Here is a 13858-nt window from a genome sequence, read left to right as displayed (position 1 = left end):
GAACCCCTTATTCCTACCCGGACGCGCGAAGGTATGGCGGAAGCCCGCCGGGCTCTCCGCGTCCGAAATCCGGCTTTCTCTGCACTTCGTCTACTCAGAAGCGGCGCTACCCCTGCCGTACGCCGCGCCGTTCAGGTTTCGCGTGTAGCACGATCGGCCGGTTCCCGTATCCGAATCGGACACCCCGACCTCTGCGGCGGCTCCCACACCTCCCGTTTGTCGGCATTTCCAGTCGTCTCAAAATCTGAAAACAGAACTTTTGAATCTGCGGTGGAGCATCGACACTCTGGTGGGACAAGCTATCTGACAGCAGCCTGGCTCAGTCTAGTCGTATCAAACCTGTGGACCCCGCACGGAAGCCGGGTGTTTCGAATCCCGATTCGAGCAATGCAGACCCATGACACACCTCGCACGGCACCACGGACCTTACGCCCCATCCTCCGAGAAGAGCCTGGTTCCGAGGGACGAAGCCAACGAAGGACACCTGCGATCGGGCATCGTACATGCCGGGTCAGGGCGGCAAACAAGCCGGGACGGCCAAGACCGCCGAGGTGGCCGAGAGTGGACCGCAAATCCTCACCGCCCACACCTCCACTCGGTTGCCCAATTACCGATCCGTACATCAGCAATAAACCGGCAATCTGCCATTTATGCCAAACTATGCCACTATTACCAATCATCACCGAGCGCCGCCACTTTTATCCGATCCCGGATTCCATCACGCCGGAAATCAGTCACACCGGATTACTCTCCTGCAATACATATTTCCGTTCGGCAGTGTACTCATATCGGCCCCGCCGATCGCCTTTCGCGGTATCGCCCGCCTCGAAGAGGGCTTCCGGAGCAGGACGGGTCGCAGCGGCAGTTCCGCGTCCGCGACGATTTCCACGCGTTTGCGAGCGGCCGCCGATCAGCGCCCGCGAGCAGATCTCGCCCCGGTCAGGCCGTGGATGCGACGCGGCGGGCGGTTGATCGAGCATTGCTCCGGCGACCATGCCGGAGCAATGCAGGACTTTCGCGCCGGGCTCGCACCGGCACGGCGTCCAAGGCATTTCGACCGCAACCGAACCGGTCGGCGGCGAAGCCGCGTACCGGTCCGCCGGATACGTCTTCGCAAAGAATTCTCGGTAGGAGAGTGCGGCAAATTGGCGCGCGGTCTCCCACCGCAGGCGGGGCACGACGCCGACGGACAAATCACCGGCACCACGCGATCTCTTGAAACGCAGCTGTCACCCGCCCGGAGCGACCGAGCCCATCACGTGGATCTGTGACCGCCGCCCACCACCAGGCGTCTCGGCGGTCATGACGATCTTCCTCCGGCGAGGGCTACCCTTCCTCGCCGAGCAGCCGGACTCCCGTCACGATCGTGGGTTCGATCGCGACGACGGTGTCCATGACCCCGTCGGCCCACGGGCGAAGCAGGCGCGTATAGCGGGCGATTCGTTCCGGATCGGTGACCGTGCGGGCGAGACCGGTCACGACGACCGACCAGCCCGCATGGGTCACCGCGTCGATGTCGTCGGCCTCGTAGGCCACGACGACCGAGGGATCGGCACGGACGGTGTCGGTGAGCCGCGAGGTGACCCGGGTTCGCACGATGACCACACCGCCGTCGACGAAATGGTTGACCGGGCGGATCGCGGGCAGCGCGTCGCGGGTGTACACCACGCGGCCGTAGGCGACGCCCGCCAGCAACCGCAACGCCTCCTCACGGTCGATCTCGACCACCGTACGGGCCTGCGCGCCGTTGTCGGCGAGGCCGTTGGAGGCGATCATGAACTCGCCCCGGGGCGCGTCGCGTGTGCGATTCCGGTCTTCACTCGCCACCACGGCCTCCCGTACCATCACCGAGTCCCCCTGCCGGACAGGGCAGAAAGTCCCCGATCCGTCCTCTTCGCACGGCCGATCCCGGAGGCAGGCAGACCACGCCGGAAAGGCGCGTCACGGCAAGGTCACCTCCGGCCTGGACGGTCGCCGGATCCCGGCACGCTCCCGCAGCCGCCGGATCTCTCGCTCGATGCCTTCGGCGAGCACGGCGACGTCGGGCGCGGTGTCGTAATCCCCGGTGATGCCGAAGGTCAGGTGGCCCGCATAGCTGAGGACCGCGATCGCGGTGCGCAACCGCATCGCGATCGGCATGGCGGGCAGCAGCTGCGAGACCACCTGCCCGCGCACGGTCAGTTCTTCCCGCGGACCGGGCACATTCGTCACCAACGCGCCGACGGTTCGTTGCGGAAACCGCGCCAGCAGACGGAAAGTCCACGCCAGGGGCGCGAACGGCAGCAGGCCCGCCAACGCGAGCACCGAGTCCTCCGCTTGCGCTTGGCCGCCCGACTTGTGCCGGTTCATCCGCTCCCGGATCGTCTTCAGCCGCTCCACCGGGTCGGCGATTTCGATCGGCAGGAACGGCAGTACCGCCGAAACCCGGTTGTCCAGGGTGTATTTCGCCTGTTCGGACCGCATCGAGACCGGGACGAGGATACGCAGTTTGTCCGGCGACAGCCGTTCGCCGCGGCCGACCAGCAGTTCACGATAAGCGGCGGCGACCGCCGCCAGGACGACATCGTTGACCGTGACATCGAACGCCGCACCGATCTCATGGACATCCGCCAAGGCGGCGCGGGCCACGACATACCGGCGCTGCCGTCCGATGGGGCCGTTGAGCGAGGACTCCACGGCAGGCGACACGAGGGCGGACAGCAGCGGAGCCAGGCCCCGCGTCATGGCTGCCACCGACCGCGGCAACACGACGGGCAGCCGCGACACCTCACGAACCAGATCCGGCCAGCGCACCTCGGTACGCCCCTGCGGCTCGGCGGTGTCCCGCGGCTCCCCGGTCACGGCATCGCAGAAACTCTGGAACACCGAGATCCCGGAAACGCCGTCCACCAGGCTGTGATGCGCTTTGACCAGCAGTGCCCAGCGGTCTCCCGCGAGGTGTTCGACGACGACGCACTGCCACAGCGGATGATCGCGATCGAGTCGCTCCTCCAGCTCCGTGGCCACCAGTTCGCACAACGCGGTCTCGTCACCCGGCGTGGGCAGCGCGGTCCACCGGATGTGGTGCGCCAGATCGAAATCCGGGTCGTCCTCCCACACCGGCACGGTCAGGTCGAGCGGCGCGCGGCGCACCTTCTGGCGCAGGCGCGCGTTCCGCTCCACCCCCCTCGCGACAACGCCGCTCAGCTCGGAGCGGCTCGGCGGGGCTCCGGCGACGATCGCCACCGCGCCGATGCCGAGACTGATGTGCCGGTCGGCGTCCTCTAGTTCCATGAAGCCCGAATCGAGGGGGCGTAATTCTGTCATGCGGATGCTCGTTCAAGTCGCTTGGTCCTTCCAGCATCGCGCGGGGCGCGGGCGCAGATGATGGCCGAAGGTCACCGAATGCAGAGCACTCCGGCCACGGCGCGGGCCGCCGCGGGGACCTCGGTCGCCGGGGGGGACCGCAAGCGCTCGACTCGGCGGCGCAGGCAGGAGAAGAATCGGCGTATGCGAACCGTACTCATTCTCGGTGCGGGGTTCGGAGGGCTGGAGCTGGCCACCCGTCTGTCGGATTCGCCGGCCGACGAGTTCCGTGTCGTCGTCATCGACCGGAGCGACTCGTTCACCTTCGGCTTCGCAAAACTGGACATCCTGTTCCGTGACCTGTCGCCGGAGACCGCGCGGGTGCCGTACTCCCGCTTCACCCATCCGCGCGTGGAATTCCGGCAGGAGGAGGTCACCGCGATCGACCCGGTGGCCCGCCGGGTACGCACCGATCAGGCGGTCTACGACCCCGACATCCTCGTCGTCGCGCTGGGCGCCGACTACGACCCCGGGGCGACCCCCGGCTTCGCCGAAGACGGCTACGAGTACTACTCGATCGAGGGCGCCCGCCGGTTGCGCGAACGCATCGCGCGCTTCGACGGCGGGGCCGTGGTCCTGGCGGTGCTCGGTGTTCCGTTCAAGTGCCCGCCCGCGCCGTACGAAGGCGCGATGCTCCTGCACGAGACGCTCGCCCGGCGCGGGGTCAGGAGCCGCACCGACATGCGATTCCTCACCCCGATGGACGCACCGATCCCGGTGTCGGCCGACACGTCCGCCGCGATCGTCGAAGCGCTGGCCGGGCGTGGCATCGCCTACGCGCCGGGGCGCGCGGTGCACGCGCTCGATCCGGCCCGGCGCATGGCGCTCACCGAGACCGGCGATGTGCCCTACGACCTGTTCATCGGAATCCCCAAGCACCGGGTGCCCGCGGTCGTCGCGGCGTCGGGGCTCACCGAGGGCGGGACGGACGGCTGGATCGCCGTCGACCCGCACACCCTCGAGACGCCGTATCCGGGCGTCTACGCGCTCGGTGACTGCGCCGACGCACCGGTCCCCCGGGCGGGTGTGTTCGCCGAGGACGCCGCGGGCACGCTCGCCGCGGCCATCGGGGCGCGGTTGCACGGCCTCGCTCCGCCGGAACGCTACCGTGGGCGTGGCACCTGCCACATCGAGTTCGGCGGCGGGCTGGTCGGCAAAGTGGAGGCCGATTTCCTCTCCGGCCCCGCGCCGGTCGCGCCGTTCACCGCGCCGTCGGCGGAACTCGCGCGGGAGAAGGCCGCCGCGGCCGAGGCCAGGCTGCGCCGCTGGTTCACCGGCTGACCGGCTCGTCCCCGTCCGGTTCTGCCGCCCGCCAGGCGCGGGTCAGCACCCTGGCGATCTCGGCCAGACCGGATGCCACGGTCATCCGCCAATGCGTCGTCGGCACCAGGTGGTTGTGCACGCGTCCGTCGACCACCTCGCTCCAGATCGACGCACCGAGACAGCCGGTCGGATCGTCGAGCGCGGCGGTGAAATAGATGACGTCGCCCCGGTAGACCGGCGGGTCGTAGGCGCCGCGCAGCGCGACCGAGTGCACGGCCGCGTCGAGGATCCGGGTGACGCGGTCGGAGCCGAACGACGCGAAGGGTTCCGGAAGTCCGGCCATTCTCTCCGGCAGCGCGGCCCAGTCCACATCCGCGACGCTGCCGAGATCGCCGGCCTGCTCGCCCAGCAGACCGCCGATCAATTCGGCCACCGGGACCTGGCCCGCGTCACCCGGCGGCGTGCCGGGCGGATCCGCCATGTAGCTGTCCATCACCGCGAGCAGCGCGACTCGCTCGCCTTCGCGTTGCAGCTGGACCGCCATCTCGTGCGCGATGACGCCGCCGAAGGACCAACCGAGCAGATGGTAAGGACCGGTCGGCTGTTTCGCGCGGATCAGCTCGACGTAGCGGCGGGCCCATTCCTCGATCGAACCCGGCATGACCGCGTCGCTCGCCAGCACGGGAGTCTGCAGACCATAGAGCGGTCGTTGCGGGTCGAGGTAGGCGGCGAGCCCGGCATACGACCAGGAGATTCCCGACACCGGATGCACGCAGAACAGCGGCGCGGCCGAACCGCCCGGCCGCAGCGGCAGCAGCAGGTCGAAGGCCGCCTCGGTCTGGACTTCGCCGCTCGCCCGGCGAGCCAGGTCGGCGACCAGTTCCGCGGGGGTGGGCGCGGTGAACACCCGCATCACCGGAATCCGCGTGCCGAGCGCGGAGGACAGCCGAAGGGTCAGCTTCGCGGCGAGCAGGGAGTTGCCGCCCTGTTCGAAGAAGTTGTCGTCCATGCCGAAGCGCTCGGCGCCGAGCACCGCGGCGAAGGCGGCGGCGACGGTCGCTTCCACGGGAGTGACGGCCGCGCGGAACTCGCGGGCGCGGAAGACCGGCGCGGGCAGCGCTCGCTTGTCGAGCTTGCCGTTGGGGGTCAACAGGAGAGCATCGATCACGACGATCGCGGCGGGCACCATGTAGCCGGTCAGATACGCGGCCACCTGGTCGCGTACCTCGGCCGGATCCGGCCGCGCACCCGGCTCGGGCAGGACGTAGCCCACGAGCTGATCGCCGAGCGTGGGATCGGTCCGGACCAGCGCGACGGCCTGACGCACACCGGAGCACCGCACCAGCGCCGCTTCGATTTCCCCCAGTTCGATCCGGAATCCCCGCAACTGCACCTGCTGGTCGCCGCGGCCGGCGTAGGCCAGCCCGGCCTCGCCGCCGAAGCGGCCCCAGCGCGCGAGGTCACCCGAGCGGTACATCCGTGAGCCGGGCGGTCCGAACGGATTCGCGACGAAGCGCGTCGCGGTGAGTCCTGGCCGTCCCGCGTAGCCGCGGGCGAGCTGATCACCGGCGACATAGATCTCGCCGGGAGTGCCGGTCGGGGCCGGTCGCAAGCGGATGTCCAGCACATGGGTGTCCAGCCCTGGCAACGCGCGGCCGATCAGGCTGGCCGGGCTGTCCGTCAGTTCCGCGCCGACGTCGAGGAACGAGACGTGCACGGTGGTCTCCGTGATGCCGTACATGTTGACCAGTCGCGGCGAGTCCCCCGGATGGCCCTCGCGCCAGCGTCGCAGCTGCCGCAGATCCAGCGCCTCACCGCCGAAGATCACATACCGCAGCGCGAATTCACCGGATCCGGCCGGGGCGTCGCGGTCGGCGTCGATCAGTTGGCAGAACGCCGACGGCGTCTGGTTCAGCACCGTCACCCGCTCGCGAATCAGCAACTCGCGCAACAGTTCCGGTGAGCGCGATGTCGCGTAGTCGACCACGACGACGGTGCCGCCGGTCACCAGCGCGCCCCACAGTTCCCACACCGAGAAGTCGAACGCGAAGGAATGGAACAACGTCCAGACGTCGCGCTCGCCGAATTCGAACAGCGGTTGCGCCTCGGCGAACAACCGCACCGCATTGCGATGCGTCACGCCCACGCCCTTCGGCACGCCCGTCGACCCCGAGGTGTAGATGACGTAGGCGAGGTTGTCCGGCAGCAACGGCGCAACCCGGTCGGCGTCGGTGATCGGATCGTCGGAGAACTCCGCCGCCTCCTCCAGCAGAACGGTGGGCAGTGCGGTGTCCGGAAGGGCCGACCGCTCGGCGGCGGTGGTCAGCACGCACACCGGCGCCGCGTCGGCGAGCACGAAGGCCTGCCGCTGCGCCGGATAGCTGAGGTCGACGGGCAGGTACGCGGCACCGGCGGCCAGCACACCGAGCAACGCGACCGGGAGCTGTTCGGTGCGCCCGACAGCCACGGCGACAACGGTTTCCGGCCCGGCTCCGGCCGCGATCAGCGCGCGGGCGACGCGATTCGCCTGCCGGTGCAACGCGCCGAAGCTCAGCGTGGCGGCGCCGCACCGCACGGCCTGCGCCTCCGGTGCGCGCCGAGCCCGCTCGGCGATCAGCTCGGGCAGGGTCGGCGCGGGGGCGATCCCGGCCGGCGGCTCGTGCGACCGCGAGACCGCCGGGCGGCGTTCGCTCTCGTCCAGGATGTCGATGTCCCACACCCGCACCGAGGGATCTTCGGCGACCGCGGACACGATGCGCTCGAACCGGCGAGCGAAGGCGCGCACGGTCGCTTCGTCGAACAGGTCGGTGGCGTAGGTGAAGGTCACCGCCGATTCCGTCCGGCCGTCGCCGCGCACGCGTGGCTCGACGACCACGTGCAGGTCGAATTTGGCCGTGATCGCGCCGTTGTCCACGGCGGTGACCGTCAGCTCCGGCAACTCCAGGTCGGGCTGCTCGATGTTCTGGAACGACAGCATCACCGGGAACAGCGACGCGCGCGCGCCCGTTCGCGCGGGGTCGGCCTCCTCGACCACGCGCTCGAAGGGCACATCCGCGTTGGCGAAGGCCGACAGAGCCGCCGCACGGGACCGTTCGACGAGATCGTGGAACGTCAGGGCGGGCTCGACGTCGACGCGCAGCGCCAACGTGTTGACGAACATCCCGACCAGCTCGTCGAGCGCACGTTCACCGCGCCCCGCCACCGGGGTGCCGATGACGACGTCCGTGCCCCCACACAGACGCCCGATCAGCGTGGCGAGCGCCGCGTGCAACACCATGAACGGCGTCGCGTTGTGCTCACGCGCGATCTCGGCCAGCCGCTCGTCGACCCGCGCCGGGATCGTGCAGCCGGTCGACGCGCCGCGGGCCGAGACCGTCGACGGCCGCGGGCGGTCGGTGGGCAGTTCCAGCGGTCCGGCGAGCCCGGCCAGTTGCCCACGCCAATACGACAATTGGTGCGCCGCGACGGAATTCTCGTCGTCATCGGATCCGATCGCGGCATGCTGCCAGATCGCGTAATCGGCGTACTGCACCGGCAGCGGCGACCAGCCGGGCGTGCCGCCGCCGCGCCGGGCCGCGTAGGCGGTCACCAGGTCGCGGGCCAGCGGCGCGAGCGACGACCCGTCCGCGGCGATGTGGTGGGTCACGATGACGAGCAGGTGATCTTCGCCCGAGGTGAACAGCCGCAGCCGGACGGGCGCGGCCGCGGTCACGTCGAAGCCCGCGGACATCAGCGCCGCCACCACGGTCGCGACGTCGGTGATTCCGTGTTCGATCGCGATGCCGTCGGGAAGGGCCGCGCCGGTCGGCAGGACCTCTTGATACGGCTGCCCGTCGGCGTCGACCGGGTAGCGGGTGCGCAGCACCTCGTGCCGTTCGATCACGTCGGCGATCGCGTGGCGCAGCGCGGGCAGGTCGAGGGCGCCGGTCAGCCGGACGGCGAAGGGCATGTTGTAGGCGGGCGAGTCCGGCTCGAGCCGGTTGAGCAACCACATCCGCTGCTGCGCGAGCGACAGCGGTATCCGATCCGGCCGTGGCGAGCGCGTCAAAGGCGCGCGAGCGTTTCCTGCCCCACCGGCGGCCACCTTCGCGGCGAGTGCGCTCACCACGGGCGCCTCGAACAGTTCCCGCACGGTGACCCGCGATCCGAGCACCTCGTTCACCCGCGCGACGGCCCTGGTCGCGATCAACGAATTGCCGCCCAGCGCGAAGAAGTCGTCGTCGATGCCCACGCGTTCGACACCGAGCAGCTCGGCGAACACCTGCGCGACGGCTTGTTCGACGGGCGTGCGCGCCGCCAGGAACGCCTTGGTCTCGACCGCGGGCTCGGGCAGCGCCGAGCGATCGAGTTTCCCGCTCGCGTTCAGCGGCAGCGCGGTCAGCTCCACCAGTGCGGACGGGATCATGTAGGCGGGCAGGACCGCCGACATCCCGGCCACGAGTTCGCCGCGATCGACGACCTGCCCCGGTCGCGCGACCACATAGGCCGCCAGCCGCTCGCCCGACGGCGAGGGCACCACCGCCGCGACCGCTTGACTCACCGACGGCTGCGCGAGCAACGCGGTCTCGATCTCACCGAGTTCGATGCGCTGGCCGCGGAATTTGACCTGGAAGTCGGTGCGCCCGAGGTATTCCAGGCGCTGGGGCTCGTCGGCGCGCGGCGCGCGCCAGAGCGCCAGATCGCCGGTGCGGTACATCCGCCTCCCGCGCTCGAACGGGTTGGCGACGAAACGGCCGGCGGTCAGCGCCGCCTGCCGCACGTAACCGCGGGCGAGCTGATCCCCGGCCAGGTACAGCTCGCCCGGTACCCCGGCCGGAACCGGCCGCAGGCGCGAATCCAGCACGTATACCTGCGTGTTCCACTGCGGCCGGCCGATCGGCAGCGTCGCGCCGTCGCCTGTTCCGGCGGGCCAGTACGTCACCGAGACCGCCGCCTCCGTGGGGCCGTACAGGTTGTGCACCCGCGCGCCGGTGACCGCGCGGACCGCCCGGACGGTCTCCGGCGCGAGCGCTTCCCCGATGACGAACAGATCTCGCAGTGTCGCAAGGCGTTCCGGCGTCGCGTGCGCGGCGAACTCGGTGAGCATCGAGGGCACGAAATCGGTGACCGTGACGCCGTGCGCGGCGACGGTGGCGGCGAGGTAGTCCGCGTCACGGTGCCCGTCGTGGTCGGCGAGCACGAGTTTCGCGCCCGCGCGCAGCGGCATCAGGTAGCCCCACAAGGCGACGTCGAAGGTGGCCGCGGTCTTCTGCAGGTACACCTCGCGCGGACCCAGGGGGTACCGGTGGAGCATCCACTCGATCTGGTTGTCGATCGCGGCGTGCGAGACCACCACGCCTTTCGGACGTCCGGTCGAACCGGATGTGAAGATCACATAGGCGGGGTGCTGCGGCCGCACCGCCCCCGAAAGTTCGCCAGGATCAAGGGCGGCGCCCGAGCGCTGATCCGCGCCGAGGTCGTCCAGAAGCAGGACGGCGACATGATCGGGCAGCGGAATCGCGTCGGCGGACCTGGTGAGCACGCAGACCGGTCGGGCGAGGTCGAGCACGTGCGCGATCCGCTCGGCGGGGTGATCCGGGTCGAGCGGCAGGTACGCGCCGCCTGCGGTGAGAATCGCGTACATGCCGGTCACGAGGTCCAGCGATCGCCGGACCGACAGCGCAACAACGGTTTCGGGGCCGACGCCGTGGTCGACGAGCACCCGGGCGAGCCGGTTGACCCGCTGGTCGAACTCGCGGTAGGTCAGCCGCGTGTCCGCGTGGACGACCGCGATCTCGTCCGGATACCGGGCCACCGCACGCCGGTACCCGTCGAGCACCAGGCCCGCGGCGACCGGGTGCCCGGTGTCGTTCCACCCAGTCAGGATCGTGGTGCGCTCCACGGGGTCGAGCAGTTCGATCTCCCCGATCGCCCGATCCGCCGAATCCGCGACGGCCGCGAGGATCGCGCACAGCCGCCGGGCGAATGCCGCCACCGTGGCCTCGTCGAACAGGTCGGCGGAATAGGTGAACGCCGCCGAGATGCCCAGCGGCGTCCGCTCGTCCTCGTGCGGAACCATGGTCAACTCGAGGTCGAATTTCGCCAGCGGCAGCGCGAAATCCACCGGGGATACTCGCAGGCCGGGCAGTTCCAGCGCCGTCGGGGTGAAGTTCTGGAAGGTCAGCATGGTCTGGAACAGCGGGTGGTGCGCGCTCGACCGCACCGGGTCCAGCACCTCCACCAGGCGTTCGAACGGCACGTCGGCATGGCCGAACGCCTCGATGTCGCGGCCGCGTACCTGCTCGAGCAACTCGGCGAAGGTGTGGCCGGGGTCGATTTCGGTGCGCAGCGCGAGCGTGTTGACGAACATGCCGATCAGGCCGTCCACCGCGGTCTCGCCGCGACCGGCCACCGGCGCGCCGACGGTGATGTCACGGGTGTTCGACAGCCGGGCCAGCAGCACCGCGTAGGCGGCGTGCGCGACCATGAACAGTGTCGCGTCGTGGCGGTGCGCCAGCCGCTGCAGCGCGGCGTGCACCGTCGCGTCGATCTTGAATTCGTGAGTGGCGCCGCGTCCGGAGAACACCGAGGGGCGCGGCCGGTCGGCGGGTAGGTCCAGTCGTTCCGGCAGGTCGGCCAGCCGCTCTCGCCAGAAGCCGATCTGACGGGCCAGTGTCGAGTCCGGATCGCTTTCCGCACCGAGCGTTTCGCGCTGCCACAGCGCGTAGTCCGCGTACTGCACGGGCAGCGGCTGCCAATCCGGAGCGCGGCCCGCGATCCGGGCCGAGTAGGCGCTCATCAGGTCGGCGGTCAACGGGCCCATCGAGGAACCGTCGGCGGCGATGTGATGGACCACGCCGACCAGCACGTGCTCGGTCTCGCTCGAGCGCAGCAGACGCAGCCGGATCGGCGGCGCGGCCGTGACGTCGAAGCCGTCGACCACCGCGGCCACCGTGCGTTCGAGGATCTCGGCCTCGCCGACGTCGAGCACCCTCAGCTCGGGCACCGCGCCCGGCTCCGAGATGGCGTGCACGCGCTGGGTGCCCGCCCCGTCGTACTCCGGATAGCTGGTGCGCAGCACCTCGTGCCGCTCGACCAGATCCCGGATCGCCGCCCGCAGCGCGTCCACGTCCAGCTGTCCGCTCAACCGCACCGCCAAGGGGATGTTGTTGCTCGCTCCGGCCGGGTCGAAGCGATTCAGGAACCACATCCGTCGCTGGGCATACGACAGCGGCACCCGCTCCGGTCGCGTCATCGGTCGCGGCGCCGGATGAGCGACTCGGCCCAGTTCGTTCAGTCGTTCGGCCAGTCTCGCCACCACCGAGGCCTCGAACAGCAGCGTGACCGGGACACGAACGCCGAGCGCGGCGCCGAGCCGCGCCGCCGCCCGCGTCGCGATCAGCGAATTGCCACCCAGTTCGAAGAAGTCGTCGTTCGCGCCGACCCGGGCGGGGCCGCACTCGCCCGGCGGGAGGAGCAGCGCGGCGAAGACGTCGGCGACCATCCGCTCGGTCGGCGTGGCGGGCGCACGGAACTGCCGGGTGGCGAGCACCGGCTCCGGCAGCGCGGCGCGATCCAGTTTGCCGACCGGCGTGAGCGGCAGTTCGTCGAGCACTGTGATCGCGGCCGGAATCATGTATGCCGGAAGGGTTTTCGCCAGGAGATCGGCCAGTTCGGCGGTGTCGAGCCGCACCCGCTCGCCGCCGTCGGGAGCCCCTTTCGCTCGCGGTAATACGTAGGAGACCAGCGCGGTGGCGCCGGACGGGAGTGTGGTGCCGATGGTCGCGGCATAGTCGATGTCGGGGTGGGCGGTCAGCGCGTTGTCGATCTCGCCGAGCTCGATCCTCAGTCCGCGGATCTTGACCTGGAAGTCCACCCGTCCGTGGTGTTCGAGGAGTCCCGCCGAATTCCGCCGCACCAGATCGCCGGTGCGATACATGCGGGAGCCGGGCGTCGCGGCGAACGGATTTGCGACGAACCTGTCGGCGGTCGTTCCGGGGCGTCCGAGGTAGCCCTGCGCCAGCGCCGGTCCGGACAGATACAGCTCCCCGATCACGCCGGTGGGCACCATTCGTAGCCGCCCGTCCAGCACATGCACACCCAGGCCCGGTACCGGAGTGCCGATATGGGTCGCGTCGCCCGGACCGAGCGCTTCGGTGCCGGTGGCGAAGATGGTGGTCTCGGTCGGGCCGTAGACGATGTAGAAGGACCGGCCGCCGGTCGCCCACCGGGCGGCCAGCTCGGGGCCGACGCGCTCGCCGCCGCACAGGATAGCCCTGAGGTCGTCCAACCCCGCCGGATCGATCGATTCCAGTGCCGCGGGGGTGATGCACAGATGCGTGACCCGCTCGCGCCGCAGCAGATCCGCCAGTTCGACACCGCCGAACACCGTGGGTGGCGCCACGACCAGCGTCGCGCCCGCCGAGAAGGCCAGCAACATCTCGATCACCGAGAAGTCGAAGCTCGGGCTGCACAGATGCGAGACTCGCGATGCCCGGGTCACCGCACGGACGGCGAGCTCGTGTTCGACCAGCCCGGCCAGCCCGGCGTGGGTCACCGCCACGCCTTTCGGCTTGCCCGTCGAGCCGGAGGTGTAGATCAGATAGGCGAGGTGCTGCTCGGTGAGGGGACGAATCCGATCCAGGTAGCAGATCGAGTGGCCGGGTTCGGCGGCGACTTCTGCCAGGTGGGTTTCGGAATCGAGTTCGATCCACGTCATGCCGGGCGCGGTGAGCGCCGCGCGATGCGCCGAGGTGGTGAGGCCGACGCCTGCGCCGCAGTCGGCGATCATGTGCCCGACCCGGTCCGCCGGATAGGAGGGATCGACGGGCACGTAGGCGGCGCCGGTCTTGGCGACCGCCCACACCGCGAGCACCGACTCGATCGAGCGGGTGACGGCCACCGCGACGAAGTCACCCGGTCCCACCCCGAGCCCGATCAGGTAGCGGGCCCATCGCGAGGACATCTCGTCCAGTTCCCGGTAGCTGAGCTCACGCTGATCGGCAGGATCGCCCGTCGGATTGTACCGGACAGCCGCCGCGTCGAAGGCCGTGTCGACTGCCGCGGTGAGCAATTGCGGGAAAAGGAGATTGCGTGCTCGGGAGTGCTGAGCGCGACGTGCGGAACGGCGTGTCGGGGTCATGCGGCGGCGAGTTCACTCTCTGGTCGATCATCATCCGCTCTGGCTATGGAGCCAGAAGCGGCGCTTCAAATGCGTGAACCATGACCCGAGCGTGCAGAACGGACCTTAGCGAAGACCGATCGGATCGGC

General features: G+C 69.9%; 4 protein-coding genes. 1 reads left to right on the top strand and 3 read right to left on the bottom strand.

The features are described 5' to 3' along the window. Positions 1–1326: 1326 nt before the first annotated feature. Positions 1327–1776: a pyridoxamine 5'-phosphate oxidase family protein gene (locus U3653_RS09900; RefSeq protein ID WP_195079304.1), complete on the bottom strand. Its 450-nt coding sequence runs from the start codon at positions 1774–1776 to the stop codon at positions 1327–1329. Between the two features lie 165 nt (positions 1777–1941). Further along, positions 1942–3306 (bottom strand): wax ester/triacylglycerol synthase family O-acyltransferase, encoded by a 1365-nt coding sequence (locus U3653_RS09895; protein WP_195079303.1) that lies wholly within the window; start codon positions 3304–3306, stop codon positions 1942–1944. A 183-nt stretch (positions 3307–3489) separates the two neighbouring features. Here U3653_RS09895 and U3653_RS09890 point away from each other — a divergent pair, with 183 nt between their 5' ends. Next, positions 3490–4626: an NAD(P)/FAD-dependent oxidoreductase gene (locus tag U3653_RS09890; RefSeq protein WP_195079302.1), complete on the top strand. Its 1137-nt coding sequence runs from the start codon at positions 3490–3492 to the stop codon at positions 4624–4626. Here the strand turns inward: U3653_RS09890 and U3653_RS09885 are convergent. Next, entirely contained in the window at positions 4616–13729 is a 9114-nt protein-coding gene (locus U3653_RS09885) for a non-ribosomal peptide synthetase (RefSeq protein WP_195079301.1), read from the bottom strand. The genes U3653_RS09890 and U3653_RS09885 overlap by 11 nt on opposite strands. Positions 13730–13858 lie beyond the last annotated feature (129 nt).

The organism is Nocardia implantans (genome assembly GCF_035544775.1).
Taxonomy (GTDB): domain Bacteria; phylum Actinomycetota; class Actinomycetes; order Mycobacteriales; family Mycobacteriaceae; genus Nocardia; species Nocardia implantans.
The sequence above is the reverse complement of the archived record's forward strand: the minus strand, read 5'-3'. Positions and strand labels throughout refer to the sequence as shown.

Excerpts from the sequence above, each read along its gene's own strand:
- U3653_RS09900 (WP_195079304.1), bottom strand. The coding sequence starts at position 1,776 with ATGATCGCCTCCAACGGCCTCGCCGACAACGGCGCGCAGGCCCGTACG.
- U3653_RS09895 (WP_195079303.1), bottom strand. The coding sequence starts at position 3,306 with ATGACAGAATTACGCCCCCTCGATTCGGGCTTCATGGAACTAGAGGAC.
- U3653_RS09890 (WP_195079302.1), top strand. The coding sequence starts at position 3,490 with ATGCGAACCGTACTCATTCTCGGTGCGGGGTTCGGAGGGCTGGAGCTG.
- U3653_RS09885 (WP_195079301.1), bottom strand. The coding sequence starts at position 13,729 with ATGACCCCGACACGCCGTTCCGCACGTCGCGCTCAGCACTCCCGAGCA.